The organism is Desulfocapsa sulfexigens DSM 10523, assembly GCF_000341395.1.
GTDB classification, from domain to species: domain Bacteria; phylum Desulfobacterota; class Desulfobulbia; order Desulfobulbales; family Desulfocapsaceae; genus Desulfocapsa; species Desulfocapsa sulfexigens.
The window spans coordinates 3,322,146-3,348,317 of the sequence record NC_020304.1 but is presented as its reverse complement, the minus strand read 5'-3'; the positions used below and the strand labels follow the sequence as shown (position 1 = coordinate 3,348,317).

The 26,172-nt window shown below is 42.9% G+C and carries 22 protein-coding genes; 15 read left to right on the top strand and 7 right to left on the bottom strand.

The window, feature by feature from the left end:
- Positions 1–18: 18 nt before the first annotated feature.
- The 4 genes from UWK_RS14950 to UWK_RS14935 all read right to left on the bottom strand — a co-directional run bounded on the left by UWK_RS14950 (position 19) and on the right by UWK_RS14935 (position 5,282).
- Positions 19–1,170 (bottom strand): protein-glutamate methylesterase/protein-glutamine glutaminase, encoded by a 1,152-nt coding sequence (locus UWK_RS14950; protein WP_015405227.1) that lies wholly within the window; start codon positions 1,168–1,170, stop codon positions 19–21.
- Positions 1,170–1,631, bottom strand: coding sequence for a chemotaxis protein CheW (locus UWK_RS14945; protein ID WP_015405226.1), 462 nt, complete (start codon positions 1,629–1,631; stop codon positions 1,170–1,172). Before UWK_RS14945 ends, UWK_RS14950 begins: the two co-directional genes overlap by 1 nt.
- 39 nt (positions 1,632–1,670) lie before the next feature.
- Positions 1,671–4,550 carry a hybrid sensor histidine kinase/response regulator gene (locus UWK_RS14940; protein ID WP_015405225.1) on the bottom strand — a complete coding sequence of 960 codons (2,880 nt, stop codon included), beginning with the start codon at positions 4,548–4,550 and terminating at the stop codon, positions 1,671–1,673.
- Positions 4,551–4,832: 282 nt separating this feature from the next.
- Positions 4,833–5,282: an FKBP-type peptidyl-prolyl cis-trans isomerase gene (locus UWK_RS14935; protein WP_015405224.1), complete on the bottom strand. Its 450-nt coding sequence runs from the start codon at positions 5,280–5,282 to the stop codon at positions 4,833–4,835.
- Between the two features lie 319 nt (positions 5,283–5,601).
- Between UWK_RS14935 and UWK_RS19640 the strand changes: the two genes are divergently transcribed.
- The 5 genes from UWK_RS19640 to UWK_RS14915 all read left to right on the top strand — a co-directional run bounded on the left by UWK_RS19640 (position 5,602) and on the right by UWK_RS14915 (position 8,059).
- A complete protein-coding gene (locus tag UWK_RS19640) occupies positions 5,602–5,772 on the top strand; it encodes a hypothetical protein (protein WP_167320759.1) in 171 nt (56 codons plus the stop codon).
- Between the two features lie 2 nt (positions 5,773–5,774).
- Entirely contained in the window at positions 5,775–6,158 is a 384-nt protein-coding gene (gene hisI, locus UWK_RS14930) for a phosphoribosyl-AMP cyclohydrolase (RefSeq protein WP_015405223.1), read from the top strand.
- 47 nt (positions 6,159–6,205) lie between these two features.
- Positions 6,206–7,078, top strand: coding sequence for an ATP phosphoribosyltransferase (hisG, locus tag UWK_RS14925; RefSeq protein WP_015405222.1), 873 nt, complete (start codon positions 6,206–6,208; stop codon positions 7,076–7,078).
- Positions 7,075–7,662, top strand: coding sequence for a ribosome biogenesis GTP-binding protein YihA/YsxC (gene yihA / locus UWK_RS14920; protein WP_015405221.1), 588 nt, complete (start codon positions 7,075–7,077; stop codon positions 7,660–7,662). Before hisG ends, yihA begins: the two co-directional genes overlap by 4 nt.
- A 103-nt stretch (positions 7,663–7,765) precedes the next feature.
- Positions 7,766–8,059: a hypothetical protein gene (locus tag UWK_RS14915; protein ID WP_015405220.1), complete on the top strand. Its 294-nt coding sequence runs from the start codon at positions 7,766–7,768 to the stop codon at positions 8,057–8,059.
- Positions 8,060–8,138: 79 nt separating this feature from the next.
- Here the strand turns inward: UWK_RS14915 and lepA are convergent, their stop codons facing one another.
- Complete coding sequence (gene lepA, locus UWK_RS14910; protein ID WP_041917055.1) at positions 8,139–9,932, bottom strand: translation elongation factor 4; 1,794 nt, start codon at positions 9,930–9,932, stop codon at positions 8,139–8,141.
- A 331-nt stretch (positions 9,933–10,263) separates the two neighbouring features.
- On the opposite strand from lepA, the gene UWK_RS14905 reads away from it, so the two are divergent.
- The 4 genes from UWK_RS14905 (at position 10,264) to greA (ending at position 17,066) form a co-directional block, all read left to right on the top strand.
- Entirely contained in the window at positions 10,264–11,247 is a 984-nt protein-coding gene (locus tag UWK_RS14905; RefSeq protein ID WP_015405218.1) for a sigma-70 family RNA polymerase sigma factor, read from the top strand.
- Complete coding sequence (locus tag UWK_RS14900) at positions 11,244–12,425, top strand: DegT/DnrJ/EryC1/StrS family aminotransferase (RefSeq protein WP_015405217.1); 1,182 nt, start codon at positions 11,244–11,246, stop codon at positions 12,423–12,425. The genes UWK_RS14905 and UWK_RS14900 overlap by 4 nt, the downstream gene beginning before the upstream one ends.
- Before the next feature lie 170 nt (positions 12,426–12,595).
- Positions 12,596–16,507 carry a tetratricopeptide repeat protein gene (locus tag UWK_RS14895; protein WP_153304909.1) on the top strand — a complete coding sequence of 1,304 codons (3,912 nt, stop codon included), beginning with the start codon at positions 12,596–12,598 and terminating at the stop codon, positions 16,505–16,507.
- Positions 16,508–16,580: 73 nt separating this feature from the next.
- The gene (gene greA, locus UWK_RS14890) at positions 16,581–17,066 is read left to right on the top strand and encodes a transcription elongation factor GreA (protein WP_015405215.1); all 486 of its coding nucleotides are present in this window, start codon (positions 16,581–16,583) and stop codon (positions 17,064–17,066) included.
- A gap of 89 nt (positions 17,067–17,155) precedes the next feature.
- Here the strand turns inward: greA and UWK_RS14885 are convergent, their stop codons facing one another.
- Positions 17,156–17,755 (bottom strand): TetR/AcrR family transcriptional regulator, encoded by a 600-nt coding sequence (locus tag UWK_RS14885; RefSeq protein WP_015405214.1) that lies wholly within the window; start codon positions 17,753–17,755, stop codon positions 17,156–17,158.
- Positions 17,756–18,027: 272 nt separating this feature from the next.
- Here UWK_RS14885 and purD point away from each other — a divergent pair, with 272 nt between their 5' ends.
- The 3 genes from purD (at position 18,028) to UWK_RS14870 (ending at position 20,866) form a co-directional block, all read left to right on the top strand.
- Complete coding sequence (gene purD / locus UWK_RS14880; RefSeq protein ID WP_015405213.1) at positions 18,028–19,803, top strand: phosphoribosylamine--glycine ligase; 1,776 nt, start codon at positions 18,028–18,030, stop codon at positions 19,801–19,803.
- Between the two features lie 15 nt (positions 19,804–19,818).
- Entirely contained in the window at positions 19,819–20,451 is a 633-nt protein-coding gene (locus tag UWK_RS14875) for an L-threonylcarbamoyladenylate synthase (protein ID WP_015405212.1), read from the top strand.
- A 91-nt stretch (positions 20,452–20,542) separates the two neighbouring features.
- Complete coding sequence (locus tag UWK_RS14870; RefSeq protein WP_015405211.1) at positions 20,543–20,866, top strand: Hpt domain-containing protein; 324 nt, start codon at positions 20,543–20,545, stop codon at positions 20,864–20,866.
- On the opposite strand, the gene UWK_RS14865 is transcribed toward UWK_RS14870, so the two are convergent.
- A complete protein-coding gene (locus UWK_RS14865) occupies positions 20,844–22,490 on the bottom strand; it encodes an ABC transporter ATP-binding protein (protein ID WP_015405210.1) in 1,647 nt (548 codons plus the stop codon). The genes UWK_RS14870 and UWK_RS14865 overlap by 23 nt on opposite strands.
- 172 nt (positions 22,491–22,662) lie before the next feature.
- Between UWK_RS14865 and UWK_RS14860 the strand changes: the two genes are divergently transcribed.
- Genes UWK_RS14860 through UWK_RS14850 form a run of 3 tightly spaced genes read left to right on the top strand, consistent with a single transcriptional unit; the run spans position 22,663 to position 26,161 of the window.
- Positions 22,663–23,532: an alpha/beta fold hydrolase gene (locus UWK_RS14860; RefSeq protein ID WP_015405209.1), complete on the top strand. Its 870-nt coding sequence runs from the start codon at positions 22,663–22,665 to the stop codon at positions 23,530–23,532.
- Complete coding sequence (locus UWK_RS14855; protein WP_015405208.1) at positions 23,529–25,169, top strand: fatty acid CoA ligase family protein; 1,641 nt, start codon at positions 23,529–23,531, stop codon at positions 25,167–25,169. Before UWK_RS14860 ends, UWK_RS14855 begins: the two co-directional genes overlap by 4 nt.
- Entirely contained in the window at positions 25,166–26,161 is a 996-nt protein-coding gene (locus UWK_RS14850; RefSeq protein ID WP_015405207.1) for an NAD-dependent epimerase/dehydratase family protein, read from the top strand. The genes UWK_RS14855 and UWK_RS14850 overlap by 4 nt, the downstream gene beginning before the upstream one ends.
- Positions 26,162–26,172: the final 11 nt, after the last annotated feature.

The window sequence follows — 26,172 nt, the reverse complement described above, 5'->3', positions numbered from 1 at the left end:
CCATTTTTTAATGTAGAATTAACGAACGCTTTTTACAATTTCGTCTGCAATTTTGTTCAAGGGGACAATTCTGTCTGCTATTCCAGATTCGATAGGTTTTTTTGGCATCCCAAAAACTACACAGGTGTCTTCGTTCTGAGCTATTATGGTGGCACCTTTCTGACTTAAGATCTCCAGCCCTTTGGAACCGTCCGAACCCATACCTGTCATGATAACAGCAGTTGTTCGTCCAACATAATAATCGCCAACAGATCTAAAAAGGTAATCGGCCGATGGCCTGCAAGAGTTTTCGGGTGGGTCGTTGGTTATTTTTATTTGTCTGTTCATTCCGTCGGCACTGGCAATCAGTTTCATCTGTTTTCCGCCAGGTGCAATATAAACGGTGTTGATTTGAAGATCTTCACGATCTTCAGCCTCTTTAACCAGAAGGGCACATTTTGCATTCAGGCTTGAGGCAAGGGATTTGGTAAATACTGGTGGCATATGCTGGACAATAACAATGGGAACGCCAAGATTCCCAGGTAACATCGGAAGCATCTGAGTCAATGCATTAGGGCCACCAGTTGATATTCCAATGGCAATAATTTCTGATTTACCTCTTCTTACAGCAAGTTTGCCTTTAGGGACGTCGGGTTTGTTGTCGGCGGATTTGAGGCCAGGGCGTGCTGCTGAAAGGGGTTTGAGTGGTTTTCTGAGAACGGTACCAGGAGTTTTGGTGAATTGTCCCTTATTGCGTAAAAGGGAAGGTGCGTTTTTGGATTTCTTAAATTCGTTGATAATTGGTGTGAGTGCGTCTTTCAGCTGTTTTTTGCTTTCGGCAGGATTCTTGGCAGTTGGTTTAAGGATAAAATCAAAAGCTCCAAGTTCAAGCGCTTTCATAGTCATCACACCACCGTCTGAAGTCAGGGTGGAGACCATTACAGCACCAATGCTTGGATAGTTGCTTTGCAGTGCACTCAAAACTTCAATGCCATTCATTTCTGGCATCTCAATATCAAGTGTGAGTAAATCGGGCTTCAGAGTTGCAACCTTGGACATGGCAATTTTACCATTATGGGCAACGCCTACGACTTCAACACCTGGGATTTCAGCAAGAACATCAGAAACTGCTTTTCGGTAAACGATGGTATCATCAACAACTAAAACTCGTAACTTCTTACCTATCAGCATTATTTTCTCTCATCAAGCCGCAAAACCTTCTCCACATCGAGAATGCCAATCAATTTGTCCACAGTTTTGTAAACCCCGGTGAAATAATCTCCCTGAATACCTCCCATGTTAGCGGGCGGTGGTTCAAACTTATCTGTGTCGGCCTGAACAACGTCGCTTATCTTTTTTACAAGCAGTCCGATATGCTCACCTTTTGAGTTAACGATGATATTTCTGGGATCATCGGAAAGATTGGTAACTCCAAGTCCGAGTTTTTTGCTGAGATCAATACTGGTAATAATTTGACCTCGGAGATTTAATATTCCAAGAACATAGTTTGGTGCCTGGGGTACGGTGGTCATGTCAATCAGTTTGTTGATTTCTTGGATTTTAAGAATATCCATTCCGCAGAGTGCATCACCGACAAGGAAAGTTGCAAGTTCAACAAGTTTTTTATTGACAGCAGGTTGTTCTTTAGCCATGTATCATTCTCCTAATGAGAAAAGTATAAAAATAGTATTTTAATGATGTTGTTTTACATAGTGATGAACAGACGCCATCAGTTTCTCTTTATCAAGTTTAATATGATATTCGTCAACCCCAACGGCTTTTCCCTTTGCTACATCTTCTTCCCCAGCAAGTGTGGTGAGAGCTATAATGGGTATTTTTGAAAAGCGGGAGTCTTTGCGTATCGTCTCAGTGAGTTCAAAGCCATTCATATTTGGCATTTCAATGTCCGTGACGACGATGGTTACCTCGTCGCCATGTTCCTGCAGTAATTCCCAGGCAATGGCCCCATCCTCACCTTCAAGAACATCATATCCAGATTCGGTCATATAGTTCTTGACCTGGTTTCTGAAAAAATTTGAATCTTCAGCGATAAGGATGGTTGGAACGGTTCCCTCTTCAGGAGCTTCAAAAACTTCCTGATTTTCAAACCATTCGGGGAACAGGGCGCCAACAATTTCAAAGATATCGATGAGCATAGTTGTCTGGCGATCGATAATGGTGGATCCCATAACTCCTGGTTGCTTGAGGGTGACATCGTCAACGGATACGGATATTTCAATGGCATCTATTGGCCCTATTGCAAGGAGTCCGACGAGTTGATTTGCAATATTAAAGACTATTACAAGAAGATCGTCACAGTCGGCAATGGGTTGAACCATGGCAACATCATCAACGGCAATTAGTGAAAGGCTTCCTCCACGATACTGCATGACACGTTTACCACCGAGTTCTTCAATGTCTGAACGTTTGATTTTCTCGATTCGTTCAACCTGATTGAGTGGTACTGCGAATTGCTCTCGCTCAGAACTTCTAAAAGTCAGGAGGGCCTGCTTGTCTTTCTGTGCTCTGACAAGATCCGCAGCGGCCTGAGCAACTTCATTTGCCCTGTCGGAACCATCTATTGACGTGAGTTCAGCCATAATCGCAAGGTTTGCAACATCGAGGATAAGCGCGATACGCCCATCACCCATAATGGTTGCACCAGCATACCCCTTGCATCCCTGGAGGTGCTTTCCAAGTGGTTTGATGACTATTTCTTCTGAATCCTGGAGTTTGTCTACTATAAGTCCATATTTCATAGTACCGTTTGATACAACAACGATATTAAGGGCACTGGAAGCGGTATAGCGTCTATCGGAGACGGATCGTTCTCCAGCTTCAGAGCTGTCTTCTTTTGCCGGGCGAACATTTTTCTCAGCAGAGTCAAGCGGGGTCTCCCTCCCCCTACGGTCAGAGATTCTTTCTCTGCGATCCAGTTTGAACTCTTCTTCCTGCAGATCGAAATATGTTCTGTTTATGCCGAGAACATCTGACAATCTGATAAGAGGCAGAAGGTTGCCACGAAGTCGAACAACCTCTGCGTTGCCCACACGTTCAATGCGATCCTTCACCTGTGTTGCAGGGATTCGAAGAAGTTCCTCAAGGTTTACTTGTGGAATGGCATACCGTTCTCCACCGGTCACAATGATCTGGCATGGTATAATGGCGAGTGTCAGTGGAAGTTTAATGAAAATTGTTGTTCCCTGACCCACTTCAGAAACGATGTCAACTTGGCCACCTAACTGGTCCAGATTGGTTTTAACCACATCCATTCCAACGCCACGACCGGAAACATCGGTGACTTCCTTGGCAGTGGAGAAACCAGGCAGAAGGATAAGGTTGACCTTTTCCTTGTCCGACATCAGTTGGGCCTGTTCGGGGGTGATCAATCCTTTGTGTATTGCAGTTTCAGCAAGAACTTCACCATCTAGACCCTTACCATCATCACTGATTTCAATAACAACCTGTCCGGCGGCATGATACGCTTTCAGGACTACGAGTCCCGTTGCCTTTTTGCCTACTTTGGTACGGTCTTCAGGGAGTTCGATACCATGATCAACAGAGTTACGAATAAGATGAGTAAGTGGGTCATTTATAGATTCAATGATTGTTTTATCAAGTTCTACATCTTTACCAACAATGGTGAGATCAATCTGTTTCTTGAGTTTACTTGAAAGGTCCCGAACAACGCGTGGGAACTTACCAAAAACATTCCCGATGGGTTGCATTCGCGTGAGCATGATAGCCTCCTGCAATTCGGAGGTGATGAGATCGATTCGTTGGCCAACGCTTTCAGCACTTTGTGAGTCTCCGGAAGAGATGGTCTGAAGAAGCTGATTTCTGCTGAGTACCAGCTCTCCTGCAAGAGTCATTAAGGAATCGAGGAGACTTACATGAACTCTGATGCTTGTGTCAACTTTCACCTTGGAAGCTGCTTTTTTGGGTGGTGCCGCCTTTGTTTCAGGAGGCTGTGGAGCAGTTACAGTAGCTTTTGGGGTTGGGGCTGGTTCCGGGCTTGGTGCTGCGACACTGACTTCAGGAACAGGCTCAGGCTCAGGTTCAGGATCTGGCTCGGGCTCAGGTTCAGATTGTGGTTCTGGTTGAGCTGCCTGAACTGGAGGCTCGGGTTCAGGGGGTGTTTCCTGAGCAGGTGTAGAGGGCTCTTCTGGAGTTTCCTGCGTGAAATCACCATTATAAATGGCATTGAGTGGAGTGAGATGCTCTTCAATGTCGTACTCGTTGGAATTACTGACATCCTCTATCATAGTGTTGAGTTTGTCAGATGCCTGGAGAAGAACATTAATGATCTCTGGGGTTGGGGTGAGTTTTCTACTACGAATAAGTCCAAGGACATTTTCCATAACATGGGATAAATCCTGGATGACAGTCAGTCCCATAAAGCCAGCTCCACCTTTTATGGAATGCGCTGCCCGGAAAACCTTGTTAACGAGATCCTCGTCAATATCTACTCCATTTTCTTCAATTGCCAGGAGATCATTTTCAATATCGGCGAGATGTTCAAGTGATTCTTCTATAAAACCCTGGAGTATTTCATCATCTTCTATTTGCATAACCTGCTCCTTCCAAAAAGAAAGTAGGGAAGTCGTTGAGGAAAAATAAAAACCTCAATCGCTTGTGTAAGTTAAAATTCAAATCAATTATTGCTTTTTATTCTATACGTTGCACTTATCGAATGTACAGGGAATTTTCAAAAAAAAATGAAAGACAGTGATGAAAATTAACATAAAGATGCATGCCACTCTCGTTCATCGACTTGATGCTAAAAAAAATAGCGGTGAATGAGAGTGGGATTGGCCGAGATGATAGAAAGGAATACTTAAAAAAAATATCAATTACGACTCACCGTTTATCTCAATAACGGTAATTTCATAATTCAGAGGATGTCCTGCAAGGGGGTGGTTGTAGTCAATCATTATGCTGTTTTCTTTCAATTCAACAATGGTTGCAGGAACCTGATGAGTCACACCACCACTATCAACATTCATGGAAAGCACGAGTCCCACCTTTGGTTCGATTGTTTTGGAAAATTGATTTTTAGGAATTTCCTGTAAAAGATCGCTACGGCGTATGCCAAACTCGCCTTCCTCAGCATCAAGTCGAACTCTTCGCATTTCGCCTACCTGCATTCCGACAAGAGTTCTCTGTATTGGCTTGGGAACACCTTCAACACCAAGTGTTAAAACAAGTGGGGCACTTTTTTCTACGCTCTCAAAGACGGTTCCATTGTCTAAGGTACCAACAAGTGTGACGGTGACGGAATCATTTTTTTGTACTTGTTTCATATAATAACTTTTGCTCCAAAATAAAAATAACTATAGATGATATGTTGTGTCTTCGATTTTACGGATTCAAGAGTGCAATAATCTAAACGATCATTATGTCTTTGGCAATGCTTTGTAGGGAAACCAGTGGAAGATTTCGAGGCATTTGTTTAATCTGGAGGTCTTACTTTTTCCTGATTTTAGCGGAAACATTTATATCGTCCCATTTAAGCTGTTTCTTGACAAATTACAGATACGGTCATACATTGCTCAAGTTTTGAACTATTTAAATGAAATCCGCACGGGTGACATCAGGGTATATGTTATTATGGAGTGAGATGTGAAACTGATCTGTGAAAAATTCAAAGAATCCATGGATTCAGAGAGTGCTGAATGTCGTCATCCCAATGACTATTGTCAGACTAGAACTTCGTGTATGATTTGCTTCATGGAAAAAGAACGAAAACGTGAACAGACCCGTGAAGCTAAGAAAAATGCTCAGGTGAAGTGATTATGATACAACTTGATTTTGCAAAAAGTAAGGATGGGTTATTGCCGGCTATTGTGCAGGATTATTTAAGTGGAGATGTTTTGATGCTTGCTTATATTAATCAGGAATCATGGGAAAAGACCCTGCAGACGGGTAAAGCACATTTCTGGAGCAGGTCGAGACACATGTTATGGTTGAAAGGGGAAACTTCCGGGCATGTCCAGCTTATTCGCGAAGTTTTAGTTGATTGTGATCAGGATACCGTTGTCTTTAAAGTTGACCAATTGGGTGGAGCAGCCTGTCATAAGGGGTATGGTTCCTGTTTTTATCGACGGGTAACCGACGATTCCCTGACCATAATTGGAGAAAAAGTCTTTGATCCTTCCGCTGTGTACGGAAAAAAATAAAAAAATCTGTTTTGTTACAGGTTGTAATATATTGTTTGGAGAACAACATGAAACAGTTAAAACTCGGATTGCCAAAAGGAAGCCTGGAAAAGGCCACCATTGAATTATTTGAAAAAGCAGGGTGGCTGATTAAACCAAAATCACGAAATTATTTTCCCGAGATTGATGATCCGGAACTGGCATGTTCAATTTGTCGTCCTCAGGAAATGTCACGTTATGTTGAATCAGGAATGCTTGATGCGGGAATTACCGGAAAAGATTGGACTCTTGAAAATGGTTCGGATGCAGTGTTTGTCAGTGAACTCGTCTATTCAAAGGTGAGCAGGAAACCTACACGATGGATTATTGCAGTGAAAGGGGATTCAGATATTACCTGTATCGAAGATCTTCAGGGGAAGAAGATTTCAACTGAACTTGTAAATGTCAGTAAGCGTTTTTTTGCCGAAAGAAACATTGACGTTGAGATTGAATTTTCATGGGGAGCAACCGAGGCAAAGGTCGTCTCCGGCCTTGTTGATGCTATAGTTGAAGTTACGGAAACTGAATCAACCATACGGGCGCATGGTTTGCGTATTATTCACGAATTGATGGAATCTAACACCCAGTTTATAGCCAACAAAGATGCCTGGGACGATCCCTGGAAACGGGAAAAGATCAAAAATATCGCTCTTATGCTGCAAGGTTCTTTGAATGCCGAACGGATTGTAGGGTTGAAGATGAATGTACCTGAAAACAAATTAAATGATATCATGGAGTTGTTGCCAAGCCTCAATGCTCCAACCGTTGCAACCCTCTATAATACAGATTGGTTTTCGGTGGAGACTGTAGTTGCAACTGATGTGGTTCGCGATCTCATCCCGGCACTCACCAATGGTGGTGCAGAAGGGATAATTGAGTACCATTTAAGTAAGGTAATATGAAATTTATAGATATTAAATTCTTGCTGAGTGTTCACAAGTTAACTCAGCTTCCAGAGGCCACGCTTCCGGAAATTGCGTTTGCCGGCAGATCAAACGTTGGTAAATCTTCTCTTATAAATACTCTTGTTGGCCGCAAAAGTATGGTCAAGGTCAGTGGACGTCCTGGTAAAACCCAGGGGTTGAATTTCTTTCAAATTTCCGAGGAGGCTTATCTCGTTGACCTCCCAGGATATGGTTTTGCAAAAGTGTCACGAGGAATGCAGGATAACTGGCAAACCTTAATCAGCAGTTATCTTGAATCACGAACCAGCCTCTGCTGTGTTGTTGTCATTATGGATCTCCGACATGAGGCCAAGGTTCAGGATACGCAACTTATTTCATGGCTTAAACAACACAGTATCAACTACTTGCCGGTATATACCAAAGCGGATAAACTTTCCGGTAATCTGAGGCAGAAAAATGCCGCGATTCTAGATGCAGGACATACCATACATAGTAGTCAACGTATTCTTTTTTCAGCAAAAACAGGCATGGGTAAGGAAGAGCTGGAGAGAGCTCTTGCATCTTTTGCTAAAATAGACTAGGTTGAATTTTTGTAGTAGGTATATATACCCATTTGTACTTATAAGCCCTTTGCTTCAGCAATGAGGTAATATGATAAAACGATTCATGTAAGGAGACTTTCTTATGTCACTTCGCTCTGAATGGCAGTGCTGGGAAATCATGAAATGTAGTGAATCTCAAACATGTCCCGCAAAAGAGAGTTCTTCGAGGCTTTGCTGGGAAATAATTGAGGAAGTTGACAAGTATTCGTTTAATATCTGCAGGGATTGTCTTGTTTATGTGTCTAAACAGAAAAATTCAAAGTTCAGCAAAGAAGAGCTGTTGAGTATTATGGCTCAGAAGGGTGTGGACGTATTGAGTGACAAGAAATGTCCTTTAAAAGAAAAGTGTGAGTCCAGGGGAGAAGTTAAGGAATAGAGAGTTTTCTCAGTTTTGTCAATATTGATAAAAAAAGGCGGAGGAATCATTAATGATTTCTCCGCCCTTTTTTTTTATTTTATTGGTCGGATTTCAATACGGCGAGGAAAGCTTTTTGTGGTATCTCAACATTACCAACTGTTTTCATACGTTTTTTACCGGCTTTCTGTTTCTCAAGGAGTTTTCTTTTTCTGGAAATATCTCCACCATAGCATTTGGCAGTTACGTCTTTTCGAAGTGCTGAAATATTTGTTCGGGCGACAATGGTACCACCAATTGCTGCCTGGATTGCAATTTTGAACATCTGTCGTGGAATTTCCTCTTTGAGGCGTTCACATGCTCGAAGCCCACGCGCCCGTGCATTGTCACGATGAGCAAGTTGGGAGAGCGCATCGACAACCTCTCCATTCACTAAGATATCCAATTTGACCAGATTACTTTTCCGGTAGTCGATGAGTTCGTAATCAAACGAACCGTAACCCTGAGTGATAGATTTGAGCTTGTCATAGAAATCATATATTACTTCGGCCAGAGGGAGTTCGCAGGTGAATTCTATTCTTCCAGGCATTGGGTAATGGTAGTTGGTGTTTTCCCCGCGGCGTTCCATGCATAAAGTCATCAAGGATCCCATGTATTTTTCAGGGATAAGAATAGTAGCCTTTATGTATGGCTCTTCAACCCTGTCTATGGACATCGGGTCTGGGAAATAAGCGGGGTTGTCGACTTCGAGCAGTGTTCCATTTTTTAAATAAAAATTATATTTGACCGATGGTACCGTCAGTATCAGTGAAATATCAAATTCACGTTCGAGCCGTTCCTGAATAACTTCAAGGTGGAGTAGCCCAAGGAAACCACAGCGAAATCCAAAGCCCAGAGCGACGGAGGTGTCTTTTTGGAAAGTAAGGGCGGCATCATTAAGCTGTAATTTTTCCAGGGCCGTTGCAAGATCCTCATATTCATCCGTTGCTATCGGATAGATAGATGAAAATACAACCTGTTGTACTTCCTTGAATCCTTTGAGTGGTTCCGGGCAGGGATTTTTTATTAATGTGATCGTGTCACCAGGGCGTGTGTCGCTGACTCTTTTGACCCCAGCCAGTATATAACCAACCGAGCCGGCACTTAAGTTTTTTACGGCTTCTCTCTTGAACCTGAACAGTCCAACTTCTTCAACCCGATACTCGGAATTGTTGGACATGAATCGTATAATGTCACCAGCTTTAACCGTTCCATTAACAATTTTTATAGAAATAATGGTACCCCGGAAGGGGTCATAGTTGGCATCAAAAATTAAAGCTTGAAGCGGGGCCTCTGGATCTCCTGAGGGGGCTGGAATATGTTCCACAATAGCCTCGAAGATTCCTTCCACGCCAATACCTGTTTTTGCGGAACAGTATTGGATGAGTTCCTTTTCGAGGCCCAGGTCTTCTTCGATCTGGGCAGCAACTCTTTCAGGTTCTGCTGAGGGTAAATCAATTTTGTTGATAACAGGAATGATCTCAAGATCATTTTCCATGGCAAGATAGAGATTGGCAAGAGTCTGGGCCTCCACTCCCTGGGCAGCATCAACAAGAAGTAAAGCTCCTTCACAGGAACTGAGTGCACGTGACACTTCGTAACTGAAGTCGACGTGACCTGGTGTGTCAACGAGATTGAGTATATACTCTTTCCCGTCCTTTGCTATGTATGGGAGGCAGATAGTCTGACTTTTAATGGTAATGCCGCGTTCTCGTTCAATGTCCATATTATCCAGTAACTGGTCCTTAAAGTCGCGAACACTGACTTGTTGGCAGAGTTGGATCATTCGGTCAGCAAGGGTGGACTTGCCATGATCGATATGGGCAATGATAGAAAAGTTTCGTATATTATTCATAAGGTCTGCAGAATGTGGAAGAAAATGATCAAGAATGTGACAGGTATCATTAGAAATCATACCTTCTAGCACAAAACAGGAAACAATAAAATAGAATTTGTTAACTTTAAGTGATGTGAAGGTATTGTAATACAGATTAGACAGGATTTTAAAAATGCAGTAACATGTTGTAAAGTAAAAGAAATATCAACAAAATGACTCTATCTGCAGGGATATAATGATTGCCTTTTCCTGTATCAGTAGTAATAATACGAGATTACGTGACGGAAATTTATCTGTTTAGATCAAGTGATCCAGTATACCCGCCAGCAGGTGGTACGAGATAGAGGATATGACCTCAAAGAACGAAAGCGATATAAAAAAGGATTCAGAAGAAAATAGGGAAGTAAAACCGCATGAGCATCCTCTGGTAGCGATGCCCGAAGATACTAATCTTCCAACTGTCAGCAACCCGGCTCTTCATAGATATCTCCAGGAGATCAGTCAGTATGAGCTTCTTACAAGGGAAGAGACAGATGAGCTTGCGATTCAGTTTCGGGAAGATGGTAATCAGGATGCTGCTTATCGACTGGTCTCTGCTAATCTGCGTCTTGTGGTAAAAGTAGCAATGGATTTCCAAAAGTACTGGATGCAGAATTTTATGGACCTGATACAGGAAGGAAATGTTGGCCTGGTCCAGGCTACCAAAAAGTTTGATCCCTACCGAGGTGTCAAGTTTTCATACTATGCAGCATATTGGATTCGTGCCTATATCCTTAAGTTTATCATGGATAACTGGCGTCTTGTGAAAATTGGGACTACTCAGGCCCAGCGCAAATTGTTCTTTTCTCTGAACAAAGAAAAAAAGCTTCTAGAGGCTCAGGGTTTTAAACCTGAGGTCAAACTTCTCGCTGAACGATTAAAGGTTAAAGAGAGTGAAGTTATCGAGATGAGTCAGCGAATGGACAGTTGGGATGTTTCCCTCGAAAGTCCAGTACGTTCAGATTCTGAAGATGAACAGAAAAGTTTTATACCATCGGACGGACCGGCAATCGAAGATGTTGTTGCCGGTGAACAGATGAAAGAGAAACTTTCTGATCTCTTAAAGGTTCTTAAGGTAAAGTTGAATGATAAGGAAAGGATGATTCTTGAAGAAAGACTGCTAACAGATGAGCCACTGACTCTTCAGACGATAGCTGATCGCTTTGGTATTTCGAGAGAACGTGTCCGGCAAATAGAGGTTAATTTGCTCAAGAAGATGAAGAAATATCTGGAAATTGAAATGCCAGATATTGTAGATTTTTTCGATGGGAAACGAATGGTGCAAAAGGTATGAAAATTCCATTATTAGATCTTGGTAGCCAACTGCTACCGTTACGTGATGAGATTATTACTGCAGTAACAAATGTTGTCGATTCGACGACGTATATTCAGGGTCCCGAGGTGCTCGGTCTGGAACAGGAAATAGCTCAATACTGCAACGTATCTACTGCCACTGGTGTATCAAGTGGTACCGACGCTCTTCTTGTTGCTCTTATGGCACTTGGTATTGGTCCGGGTGATCGAGTTTTGACTACCTCCTACTCTTTTTTTGCCACCATGGGGGTGATTTTACGTTGTGGAGCATTACCCGTATTTGCTGACATCAATGAGGAGTCTTTTAATATTGATCCCGTTGCCATGGCCGCGATTTTAGAAGCTGATACTGAGAAAACAATTAAGGCAATTATTCCGGTGCATCTTTATGGCCAATGTGCTGATATGGAGGCCATAATGGCACTCGGAGAGCAATATGGTGTGCCAATAGTTGAGGATGCAGCACAGGCAATCGGCGCAGAATATCCGAATTCTGCCGGTGAATGGATACGCAGTGGTACCATGGGGATTGCTGGGTGTTTTTCCTTCTTTCCAAGCAAAAATCTCGGGGGAATTGGCGATGGAGGAATGGTTGTCAGTAATGATTCTTCTTTTGACAAACTCCTCAAAATGCTCCGTAACCACGGAGCAAATCCCAAATATTATCATGCCATGATTGGGGGAAATTTCAGGCTTGATCCAATTCAGGCAACGGTTCTGCGGATTAAGCTAAAACATCTTGAAAAATGGCATAAAGCCAGAAGAACAAATGCCGCCGTTTATGACAGAATGTTTTCCGAGACAACTCTGATCACTGATAAAAACCTTACAACACCTGTGGCTGTTTACAAAAACGTCGCGGACACAAACCTCTCTGGCACTGAACATAACTATCACATTTATAATCAGTATGTTATCCGTGTTGAGAACAGAGATGCTCTTTTGAAATGGCTTCGTTCTCATGATATTGGCTGTGAAATATACTATCCACTATGCCTACATGAACAGGAATGTCTGGAGGGAATCATCGAAAGGCCGAGTTTACCTCATGCTGAAAAGGCAGCCAGAACGACCATTGCACTTCCAATTTATCCTGAATTGACTGAAGAAATGCAAAAACACATTGTTGATACGATTGTCGCGTTTTACCAGGGTTAATACTGTTTTCTTGACATTATGGAAAGTAATTGCACAGTAGGCGTGCTGTGATATTGTATTCATATAAAACAGGGAAAAAATTTCCCGGGCGACACTTTGTCCTGTGTATTTGTCTCTCACTATTAGTATCGCTTCCCTTCACTGTAGTTGCTGATGAATCTGAAAGTTCATTGGCATCCCCCCCCGGTCCTTCCCTGGTGGTTCAGAGTGACACCGTAGAACCTGCATGGATGCAGCTTTGGAAACGTGCCAGAGCTGCATCATCAAACGGAGATAATGTAGAATCGGTTGCCCTGTACCGTAAACTATTTGTTGAGAAACCTTTTATTGAAGAGGCTCTTCGTGAGTATGTGATTTTATTGATGGAACTCGGAGAGTGGAAAGAGGCCGGACAGGTTATTCATAAACTTCTTGAAATTGACTCCGCCTCACCTGAGTATTTGGTTTATGGCGGAAGAATTGCGCTGGTTCAGAAACACTATGAACTGGCAGCTAAATATATGGGACAGGTTTATACAATGTCTCCAGATGGTCCATGGGCTCTTGAAGCGCTTAATGCTCAAATCCACGCTTTGCAGAAACTTGATCGAATGGATATGGCATATCCTTTAATGGAGCAACTCTATCTGCTGGTTCCACACGATGAACATTTAATTCGACAGCTTGCTCGTTTCAGTAAAGAACGTGGGGACAATGAGAAGGCTTTAAATTATTATAGTACGTTACTCACAGAATTTGATGGCACGGATCGCGACTACCTGGAAAGCATTCCCCTGTTTGAGGCAAGTAATAATGACGAAATGCTTGTATCCAGCTGGCGTGGATATCTGAAATTCCATCCTTTCTATCTCCCTTTTCATAAAAAACTCTCCACCTACTATATTGAAAATAATCTTGAGCATAAGGCCTTAACTCATCTTCTTATTCGAATAGCTCATGGTGAAGAGACACCATTACTTTTTTTACAGACGGGTAAGGTATTTCTTTATCATGAGGGACGTCCAGATAAAGCCCTTTTTTATTACGATGAATATCGAAAAAGAAATCCAGGGGACACTGAAGTTATCTCTGAAATAAAGAGGATTCAGGCAATACTTGCTAATGATCTCCTTGTTATTGTAGAAAATGAGGGTGCCTGGAACCTCTGGCGTGATCTTGCCAAAGTTATTCCCGACCGTCTTGCTGTCTATTATTCCATGGCTGAACAGTTAGAGGCTTTAGATAAAAAAAGTGAACTCCTTGAAGTCCTTGAGATTATTCATGAACATAATCCCGGAGACCAGGAGATCTTGTTTAAGCTTGCCGGTCTTTATTACAATAAAGGCGTATATTCATTGGCAATTGAGGCCCTTGATAGCTTGGAAGCTGATTTTCAAAGAGGGAAGGACTATTTCATACTGCGTGCGAGTATTGCAGAGAAGCGGAATGATGAATATTCAACTCTTAACTATTACAAAAGATACCTTGGTGAGGCCCCTGATGATTATCCCGTTTTGTTTAAGGGGCTGCAGCTTGCCGGCAAAACAGGTCATATAGATCTGTTACATTCCTTTTATGCCATGCTTCCTGAAAAGTCTCTTAACGGTTCTGTTTTTAAGAAGGGGAGTTTTTTATATGGTGAGGCTTTAATTGCAAACAACTTGTTCACCTTGGCAAGCGACTTTTATCGTAACTTTCGAGAGATGTGTGAACTCTCCAGTGGTGAAAAAGAGGTCGTAGCTGATGCACTGATTACGGTGCTTCAATCAGAGGGCCAGTACTTTGAAGCTGAACAGCAATTGCGGTTGCGTTTAATATCTGAAGATGATTCAGCGAAAATACTGCAACGGTTAATAAAGACCAACCTTCTTAATCGCGATTGGGACAATGCCTGGAAGTGGTATGAGTACTTGGTGCTGGATACAAAGGAATCACGATCAGATGACAAATCAGGAGAGGAACGTGATTTTTTAACGAAAATTCAGATTCTCCAGATGTCAGGACAGACGGAAGTTGCTATTGAGTTGTTAGAGGATTATCTGAATACTCATAAGGCCGACTGTGGTGACCAGGAGGCCTTGTGTCCAGAACTGAAAGCCTTAGTTGCAGAACTGTATTTCCAGAATGGAGAATACAGAAAGGCACAGAAAATTATAGATAAACTCCTTCATTCGACTCATGATAAACCGAATTTGTTAACACTTTCCATGCTGATCGATGAAAAACAGAATGAAGGGCAACATGGATCAATCCTGAGAACTATTGAAGACCAGCCTGCCTCTGTTTATCTTGATACTGCATACACTTTGGAAAATTATAAAGCCTTTTCTACTGCTTTGCTTGTATGCGAAAAATATCTAGTGAGCAATCCTCTCTCTCTTAGGGCTCGAGTCCTTAAAGCGAGACTGTTGAAATCCCTTGGTGATAATTTTGGTGCTCTTAGCATGTTTCAGCAGCTTTCCAGCGAGTATCCAAATGAGTATGGTTTTAAACAGAATTATCTGGAATTACAGTTTAAGAGTGCCAAATTTACGGATCTCATAGAAGAATTAGCTCCTGTGTGGAAAACAGTAAAGAGCGGCGAAAGCAGTCTAAGTGTTCGTAAGATGGTTCCTGAAATTTCTTCTCTACCTGTGGGGCAGCAGTTATTACTGGCACGTTCATTCTGGGCAGATAAAAGATTTGAAGACGCATTGCTTCTTTATGGATCCCTTGTTAACCCACCAGTCGAACAGGAATTTTCCAACAAGATTTCCAGTATGAATATAGAACTCACTCTGCCTGTTCCTGAAAAAACATTTTTTAATATCATTACTTTTACCCATCCAGCCGAACCTGATCGTCTCACAGTCGTTATGAGCCCACAGTTTTATCGTAAATATATACGAGAACCTGAAGTAAGGGTAGCTACAGAATTTTATCCGGCATATCGATGGCAGCAAATTGTCATTCGCGAACTTTCTGTTAGAAAGGCAATGGTTGATGGAAACTACTATCAGGCGATGAATGAGTATCAGGAAATAATAGAAGAGAATCAATCGGCCGAAAATCTTTTTGACCTGGCCGGTGTATACAGTCGCCTCGGTTTTCTTGGTAAGGAGGCTGCTTTATATGAAATACTGAAAAAAGAAAGCCCTGGATATCCGGATCTGGATGAAGCCAGCCAACGAAACAGTCTTAAAAGACTCCCCCAGATAGCGCCTTTCTTTTCAATGGATGCAAAGGATGAACGGGAAGAACATTATGATATCAGGCAGAGAAGTGGTGGAATTCAAGCATGGTTTATGCCTTCCTTTAACCATGAAATCCTGTTTAATGCAAAACGAAGCTATAGCGAATCTTTAGATGTGGAGGATGACCTCTGGCACGATCACCTTGAGGCAATATTGAAATGGAGTCCTATTTATGACTTGGATTTCAAAGTTGCCCTGGGCGTTGCCAGTCCAGATGACTATTACAGCAACACATTTCTCTATGATTTTCAGGTGAATGGTAGAATAGGGGATGGTGTTCGTGGATATCTGGGAGTATCACAGAATATTGTTGAAGACAGTGTTGAGGCCTTGAAAAAAGGTATTAATGAGAAAGGGTACGTTGCAGGAGTACGTCTTGATCTGCTGCCTCGTCTTTTTGGTGGTGCTGATTATCTCTTTACTGAATATTCGGATGGGAACTATCAAAATCGTTACGAGCTGTGGAGTTCATACATTATCCATTCTGAGCCGACATTGTTACAGTTTCGTTATGGTTACGAGTATTCCCATAATGGTGAAGGGAACAGGCCTAAGGATTATAACTACCCTTCAGGTTTTTCGGTTTTAGATCACCCGTACTGGAGTCCCAGGGAGTACTGGCAGCATCTATTTACTCTATCTTTTGAACATCAGTTAGCGGACGATATCCTTGGGCGTGGTGCACCAAGTTATTACACAATTGAATATTCCTTTGGCTATGAAATGGGCGGATATGATAATCATGAGGTCAAAGCACAGATTTTTCTTGAAATGAGTCGTCATTTTTTATTAAATGGCAGGGTTGAATACATATCAGGAGCAGATGTTCAGAATATTGGTTTTGTCGGCTCTGTGATTTATCGCTGGTAAAAATTGTGTTTTTAGTCTTGTACTCCTGTAGAGATGTACTTTACAGGAGTTATTTTTTTATATGGAGAAAGAAATGGTAATGCGCGTTCCGATGTCAAAAACAGGATATATTGCATTAAAAGAAGAATTAAACAATCTTGAACGCGTTGAGAGGCATGTTGTTGTTAAGGCCATTGAGATTGCACGAGAGCACGGCGATCTCAAAGAAAATGCAGAATATCATGCTGCCAAGGAACGTCAGGGGATGATTGAAGGCCGGATCATGGATCTAAAGGATAAGCTTGGTCGTGCCGAGGTGATCGATTGTACAAAAGTTTCCTGTGAGAGAGCAGTGTTTGGTACCGTTGTTGAACTCCTTGATCTTGATACTGACGAGGAGGTTACCTACCAGTTGCTTGGCTCTGAGGAAGCTGACGTAAAGAAGGGCTCAATATCAGTTTTTTCGCCACTTGGGAAGAGTCTCCTTGGTAAAGAAGTAGGTGATGATGTTACTGCTGTAACACCAGGAGGAACCAGGGAATTTGAGGTGATTTCTATCCGTCCCTCTTCCTTCAGTTGATGGGTTGCGTAGGCTATCAGAAGGTATTAATGATATGTACTGGTGGAAGAATTAGAAAATGGGGGGGAGAGGGGAATGGTCTCTGCTGTTTACCGTAGGGCTGCCTCGGGTTCCAGGATTCCACAGAGAAAAATCTCAAGTACCTGTTGAGTCGTTTCTTCAACGGTGTATTCTGTTGTGACCCCAACGGTCCATATCCGTGATATCTCATCGAGTGCACCAAAGAAGGCACGTTTAGCTATGCCTGGACGAATGGAAGAGCGATAAATATTCTGTTCCTGGCCAAGTTTGATTATTGAAGAGATTATATTTACATACTCACTGAATTTGTTGTTGCGATAGTCTTTGATGAGTTTAGCACTCTGTCTCAGCTCTATCTGGATAACTTCCGCCAGATTTTTATTTTTTTTCATAACCGTCAGGTGTTTTTGGGCAAATATTTCGAGCATTTTTCGAGGATCGTCTTCTGCAGCGAGAAGTTTTTTAACCTGTTCAATCAAAGCTCCTATCTCTTCTTCAAAAACTGAAATAAGGATGTCAAATTTATTATTGAAGTAGAGATAGATAGTACCATCGGCAACCTTGGCTTCTTTAGCAATATCAGATATCCTTGCATTAAAGAATCCTTTTTTTGCGAAAACTTTGGTGGCGGCGTGAATAATTTTAGAATGCTTATTTGCTGCTTTCATTGGCCTGAATGTGTTATATTAAAATCAAAGTTTCTTGTTTGAAAATGTTTGAAAGATGGATATACTGAATGGTTGTTCATTCATTGTATTCGTCTTGTCAGAATTGTCAATCTTTTGTCTTTTAAGTATGTAATTTTTTTTCTGTTTGTCACTCTTTGCTAATATAGTGAAACTATTTACTTATATTCTGTTTTTATTTTTATAAGCTAAAAAAACATAGGTTTTCCTCTAATTGTTAGGGATTACTACTTACACTTATCGGGAGTATGAAAATGAAGGTTCTTGTCGTTGGATCGGGAGGTCGTGAGCATGCACTGGTATGGAAAATCCACCAGAGTACACGGGTTAATAAAATTTTCTGTGCCCCAGGAAATGCCGGAATAAAAAGAATGGCCGAATGTGTCGATATCAGCGTTACTGACGTTGATGCTCTGGTAGCCTTCGCAAAAGAACAGGAAATTGATTTAACAGTTATCGGTCCTGAGATGTCATTAACCGTAGGTGTGGTCGATGCCTTTGAAAAAGAGGGACTCCGCATTTTTGGTCCAACTCGGGATGCCGCAATCTTAGAGGGCAGTAAAGTTTTCACAAAAGAATTTCTGAAAAAATATGATATCCCCACTGCTCAATTCAAGGTTTTTAAGGATTCCAAAAAAGCCAAAAAATATATCGACAAATGTGGTGCTCCCCTCGTCGTTAAGGCCGATGGACTTGCTGCCGGGAAAGGTGTAATTGTTGCATCTACTGTGAAAGAGGCCAAGGCCGCGGTAGATCTAATCATGCGCGATAAGGCCTTTGGAGAAGCTGGAAATAAACTGATTGTTGAACAATGTTTAACGGGAGAGGAGGCATCATTTATTGCCTTTACAGATGGGAAAACTGTTCTTCCTCTGCCGACTTCACAGGATCACAAGGCTGCATATGAAGGGGATAAAGGGCCAAATACCGGAGGGATGGGGGCCTATTCGCCGGCTCCCGTAGTCACAGAGAAAATAGCTGACTACGTTATGGAGAAGGTTATGCTGCCGACTATTCAGGGGATGGCAGCAGAAGGCCGTCCCTATAAAGGAATGCTCTATGCCGGATTGATGATTGACGGTGATGATGTACAGGTTCTCGAATTTAACTGTCGTTTTGGTGATCCTGAAGCGCAGCCATTGCTCATGCGATTAAAGAGTGATGTCGTTGATATTTTCGAGGCTGTTATTGATGGTCGCCTTGATCAGGTTGAAATGAAGATAGATCCAAGACCCACGGTATGTGTGGTTATGGCATCTGGCGGATACCCCGGAAGTTATGAATCAGGTAAGGTTATTCGAGGTCTGAAAAAGGCTTCCGATGTCACTGGTGTTGTTGTTTTTCATGCAGGAACCGATGTTAGAAACGGCCGGGTCATTTCTGCAGGGGGACGTGTTCTTGGGGTAACAGCGGTTGCTAAGGATCTAGAAAAAGCGATAGCAGCTGCCTATAAGGCAACGGAGATGATAGAATGGACTGGTTCTTTCTATCGCACAGACATTGGAGCGAAGGCTTTGAAGAAAAGAATGGAAATTGATGCAAAACCTCTTGTTGGCATCGTAATGGGAAGTGACTCAGATCTTCCGGTCATGCAGGCTGCAGCAGACTTTTTAACCTACATTGGGATTCCCTGGGAAATGACCGTAGCCTCGGCTCACCGTACGCCCGAACGCGCTGCAAGCTTTGCTGCAACAGCTCAGGGTCGAGGTTTGAAACTCATTATAGCCGGGGCAGGAATGGCTGCTCACCTGGCAGGAGTCCTTGCAGCACATACTGACCTACCCGTTATTGGTGTGCCCCTTGATGCCTCGCCCCTCAGAGGTATGGATGCACTTCTTGCAACAGTTCAAATGCCACCGGGAATTCCTGTTGCCACAATGGGGATCGGTAAACCCGGTGCCAAAAACGCTGCGGTGCTTGCAGCTAGGATCCTAGCTCTTGGTGACAAAGAGCTGAGTAAGAGAGTATCAAACTATAAAATTACCATGGCCAGGGAAGTAGAGGAAAAAGCGAAACGAATTGGCCTGTAATAAAGGTTTTTTTACGTGCAACCTACCGAGCATGACTATGAATACGCTTTGCAGTGTCTGAAGCAGGGTGGCATTGTAGCCTATCCGACAGAAACCTTTTATGGCCTGGCCGTTGATCCTGAAAACGAACAGGCCATAACTGATCTCTATGCCTTAAAAAAAAGGGAAGAACAAAAGGCTATTTCCCTTATCATTCCAGATGTGACACATCTCTTATCTCTTGTGTCTTTAGTCCCTAATGGATACAAGGGGCTGATGAATTCTTTCTGGCCTGGTCCTCTAACACTTATTTTCTCTGCCAGAAAACATATTCCATCGATTCTCACCGGTGGGACGAATACCCTGGCTCTTCGGGTATCCTCACATCCCGTTGCTATGAAATTGGCAGAATCCTGGGGGGGAGCACTGACGACCACCAGTGCCAACATAAGTGGAGAAGAGGCACTTGCTACGGCAGAGGATGTGCATACAGTGTTTGGGGACAGGGTGTCCTGTGTTCTGGATGGTGGACCGACGCCTGGAGGGCAGGGATCAACAATCGTCCACTGTACAGACGATACCATGGAGTGCAGAATCATACGGGAGGGTGTAATTAGTCACGAACAGTTATCTCAGCACTTACCATCTCATTATACCGTTTGCAAATGATTAGTTGAATATGATAGCATTTTCAGTGAGTCGATCCTAAAAAAACAATTTATATTTTCACCAGGTCAGGGTGTCTGCAGAGGAGTCTGAAATGAAAGATTTGAAATGGAATAAGGAATTTGCCCTGGAACAGGCGGCGGATGATGAGGAACTTTTACAGGAATTAATTGTGATATTTAAAGAATCATCCACCTCAGACCTGGCAAAGCTCAAGCAGGGAATTGCAAGTGGGGATGCTGTTACGGGAAGAGCAAGTGCCCACTCCATAAAAGGGGCTGCCGCAAGCCTTGGTTTTGAAGGTATTCGAGAAGTTTCAGCAGCAATGGAGGCTGATTGTCGTGATGGTTCACTGGTGGTTGCCACTGAACTGCTCCCAAAGCTTGAACAGCTCCTTATTCTTCTACAGAAGATGTGAACGACTTGTGGTTGCCAAGAGCAGCCTTAAAGAGGCGTTTTGTGTATTCATGTTCAGGCGCTTCAAAGATTTTACCGGCAAATCCTGATTCGACAATTCGTCCATTTTGCATAACCGCGACATGATCCGCCATAGCCCTGACAACCCGAAGATCATGGGAGATGAAAAGATAGGTCATTCCATAGCGATCTTGAAGTTTTTTAAGGAGGTCAATAATCTGTTTCTGGATTGTCATGTCAAGGGCTGAGGTTGGCTCATCAAGCACCAGAAATTCAGGCTGAAGCACAATGGAACGGGCTATTGCTATTCGCTGTCTCTGTCCGCCTGAAAATTCGTGGGGATAGCGATGGATCATTTCAGCGTTCAGTCCCACTTCTACCAATATCTCCGCAACCTTCTTTTTCTGTTCTGAATACGTTCTCCCTATACCGTGAACTTTCATTCCTTCCATAATGATCTGGCCAATATTCAGCCGCGGTGAGAGAGAAGAAAACGGATCCTGAAAAATTATCTGCAGATTTTTGCGCAATGGCCGCATTTCTCTGTTCGAAAGTCCCTGGATATTTTTTCCGTTAAACAGTATCTGACCAGAACTTCTGGTGAGCTGGAGAATGGCCATGGCAAGAGTTGATTTTCCTGATCCTGATTCACCAACAAGCCCACAGGTTGTGCCACGTTTGATGCTGAGACTGACCTGATCAACTGCATGTATAGTATTTTTCTCTTTGTTTTTGTTAAAAAACCCTTTCCAGCCACTTTTGAGGTGAAATGTGCAGTTCAGTCTGGACAACTCTATCAATACCCTGTTCGTATCTTTAGGGCTGTGATGGCCACCAGGTAGTGAATTCATCAGGTGCCTGGTGTAGGGTTGTTTCGGATTATCAAAAACAAGATCTGTTCTCCCATGTTCAACAATCCGGCCATCTTTCATAATATGAACGTTGTCGGCAATTCTTCTCACCATGGTCAGGTCATGGGTGATAAGCAGAAGAGCCATACCAAACTCTTCCTGGAGGTCTTTTATAAGGTCAAGGATTTGTACCTGAATCGTAACGTCAAGAGCAGTGGTTGGTTCGTCGGCTATAAGTAATGATGGTCTGCAAGCCAGGGCCATGGCAATCATAACCCGTTGTCGTTGTCCTCCGGAAAGTTGGTGTGGAAAAGATTTCATTCGGGCCGCTGGTTCATCAATACCTGTACGTTCCAGGAGTTTAATTGCCTCAAGATGGGCATCTCTCTGGGTGAGTTTCTGATGGAGAAGCAGGGGTTCCATTAGTTGATTCCCTATGGTGTATACGGGATTCAATGAAGTCATCGGTTCCTGGAAAATCATGGCTATCCTGTTTCCACGGACAGCCCTCAGTTCCTTTTTGTTCAAAGTGGAGATATCCTTTCCTTCAAAGTGGATGGCACCGCTGGAACTGACATGTGAGGAGTCTTCGAGGAGCCTGAGGATAGAGAGAGCCGTTACGGATTTACCGGAACCTGATTCGCCGACAAGGGCTATGGTCTCACCACAGTCAACGGAAAGGGAAATGTCAAAGAGAACCTGCTTCTTCTCGGTCTGCTGTTTGCCTGTATCCAGGTGGAAGCTGAGGTTGAGTTTGTCGATTTCAAGAAGCATAGGGTAAACCAGACACCATGGATTGAGTAAATGTGAATGTGGGCTAAATTCGAACCATTATACAGGAAATCGTTCACCGGGCAAGTAAATAGCCAGTCCTTGTTTTGAAAAGAGTTGACACAATTCGCGTGTAAGCCTAAGTTTCAGCAACCTTAATAATTTAACTTAAACAATGAATATCGTGTATCCTGACTATCCCTTTCAATCGCATTTTTTTTCCAGAGGCAAGTACCGGATTCACTTTGTCGATGAAGGCCATGGTGACGTTATTGTCATGGTACATGGAAATCCTACCTGGTCCTTTTATTACCGCCGTCTGATAACTCTTCTGGCACAGAATCATCGTGTCATCGTCATCGATCATCTTGGTTGCGGTCTCTCCGACAAACCTCAGGACTATAACTATTGCCTTCAAAATCATATCAATAATCTCGATGCACTTCTCACTCATCTTGATATACAATTATTCTCTCTTGTTGTTCACGATTGGGGTGGAGCTATAGGGATGGGTGTTGCTGCAAAAAGAACGGCTTCACTACAGAAAGCCATGGTTCTGAACACAGCAGCTTTTCGATCCAGGCGTATCCCTTTTCGTATCAGCGTTTGTCGCTGGCCTCTTATTGGTGAAGTGCTTGTTCGTGCTTTCAATGGTTTTGCCAGGCCTGCTGTATGGATGGCTGTCACAAAAAAGTTGGAGAAGAATACAGCTAGTGCGTATCTGGCACCATATGATTCATGGCAAAACAGAGTAGCAGTTTCGGCTTTTGTTAGGGATATTCCTCTTACTCCTCACCACCCGTCTTACCAGACATTGGTTGATGTTGAAAATGGATTGGAAAAATTCCAGAAAGCTGGACTTCCCTTGCTTATATGCTGGGGTGGAAAAGATTTTTGTTTTAACAGGCATTTTTATGACGAATGGTGCCAGCGCTTTCCACAGGCAGAAACTCATTATTATCCCGAGGGCGGCCATTATATTCTTGAAGACGCATTTGAACAAATTGCTCCTCTTGCTCTTCGATTTTTCGGGAGTGAGGGGTGAACCATAATATTGCTCATACCTTGACCAAAAGCGCTGCACTTCTTGGTGAACAGACTGGTTTGATCGAAGCTGTAAGCGGCAGGGAAATGTCCTTTAGAGAGCTTGCCACAAGGTCTGATTCCTATGCGCATCTGCTGGAAAAGAAAGGGATTAAACCTGGCACACGTGTCATGCTGATGGTAAAGCCATCTGCAGATTTTATCTGTTTGACCTTCGCGCTCTTTAAAATTGGCGCCCCTGTGATTCTTATTGATCCAGGAATGGGCTATAAAAATCTTTTGCGCTGTATTGAAGGTGTTAGACCGCTTGCGTTTATCGGTATTCCCAAGGCCCATTTCTTTAGAATTCTGTTCAGAAAACCATTTGCAACTGTCAAATATTCTCTATGCCTTGGAAATTCGTTGGGACTCTTTGGAAAAGACATCTCACAAGCTGCTGATCGCGACTACGGTGCGTATCACAGTTATAAGGCTGCAGAGGATGACCTCGCTGCAATTATTTTTACTACAGGTTCGACAGGCCCCCCTAAGGGCGTTCGCTATGAACATTCAATATTTGAGGCACAGCTTCGCCTTATCCGCGACTATTATGGTATAGGCCCTGGTCAGGTTGATCAACCTGCTTTTCCTCTTTTTGCCCTTTTTTCAACAGCTCTTGGTGCCACGGCTGTAATTCCTGATATGGATCCAACCCAACCGGCAAAGGTCAATCCTCAACGATTTGTCGAGTCCATCGAAAAATATGGTGTTACTTACTCCTTTGGTTCCCCTGCAATCTGGAATGTTATATCCAGGTATTGTAGCAAGGGGGATAGGAGAATAAAAACTCTCGACAAGGTATTGATGGCTGGTGCTCCTGTTTCTGGGGAACTTATTGCACGAATGCAGGATGTTCTTTCTCCTGATGCCAATATCCATACCCCGTATGGTGCAACAGAAAGTTTACCGATTGTCTCCATTGAAGGAAGAGAAATAACGGAAACTACCTGGCAACATACAAGAGCAGGAAAGGGGACCTGTGTCGGCAGACCTTTGCCAGGAATTGAAATAGCCATTCTTCCTATATCTGATACAGTCATCCCTACTTTTCAGCACCGAGATTTTTTGCTTCCTGGTGTTATTGGTGAAATAATAGTTAGCGGAGATGTAGTAACGCGTGGGTATGAAAACAATAAAAATGAAGACAGCATGGCAAAGATTCCTGATGGGAAGAGATTCTGGCACCGTATGGGAGATGTGGGTTACCTCGATGAAGAAGGACGACTCTGGTTTTGCGGTAGACGTGCTCATCGTGTGGTGCTAGAATCGAAAAATATAACTGAAACTCTTTATACTATTCCCTGTGAGGCAATTTTCAATAATCATCCTGATGTCTTTCGATCTGCACTTGTTGGAGTTATGGGGAGTGCAAAACAAATTGTTGCGGTGATGGTGGTAGAACCAGAAAAAGGATTCACCAGAACAACAGATCAATTGATTGCAGAGGTGAAAAAAATGGGTAAGGATGAACCATTAACTACCTCAATTCAATACTATCTTGTTCACCCTGACTTTCCCGTAGATATTCGTCATAATGCCAAAATATATCGTGAAAAACTCAGCATCTGGGCTGCAGAAGAACTTAAGGGACTGATATGAAAAGAGCCCTTGTCACCGGAGGAGGTGGATTTGTCGGGAGTCATATTGTTAAACAACTTCTCGCTCGAAATGTGGAACCTCTGGTTATTGGTCGCAATCCCTATCCTGCAATAGAGTTACTTGGTGTTACCTGTGTTATTGGAGATATTTGTGACAAGTCTTTTATGGAAAAACAGGTACGAGGTATTGATACCGTTTTTCATGTAGCTGCATTGGCTGGAATTTGGGGGAAATGGCAGGATTATTATAGAATCAATGTCCTTGGAACCGAAAATGTTATACAGGCCTGTAAGGCGAACAATGTTAGACGGATGGTCTACACCTCCACCCCTTCCGTTGTTTTTAACGGTGATGATATTATAAATGGTAATGAGAAGCTTCCCTATGCCACAAAACCACTCTGTAATTACGCCAAAAGTAAAATTCTTGCGGAAAAGTATGTACTTGCAAGTGGTTCTAAAGAAGAAAACTTTCACACCTGCGCCATACGACCTCATCTTGTCTGGGGCCCTGGTGACCCTCATCTGATCCCACGATTGTTGGACAGGGGCAGAAAAAAACAACTTAGAAAAGTTGGTACATGTACCAATATTGTTGATATCAGTTATGTTGAAAATGTAGCTGAGGCTCATATATTGGCTGCCGATAATTTAGAGTCAAGCCAAACGGCATCTGGGAAGGCCTATTTCATTAACCAGGGAACCCCTGTTAACCTCTGGCAATGGATAGACGAACTGTTTCTTAGAATGAATATTCCTGAGATACGATCCCAGGTTTCTTTTCGCCTGGCTTACAGTGCTGGAGTTTTTCTTGAAGGATGGCATCATCTTTTTGCAAACCATAAAGAGCCAGTAATGACACGATTTTTAGCGGAGCAACTTGCAAAATCGCATTATTTTTCGATAGAACTGGCAAAAAACGACCTAGGTTACAGACCGCGTGTCAGTACTGAGGACGGTATGAAACGTCTGCTAAACACCTATTCAGCTTAAAGGGAGTTTGT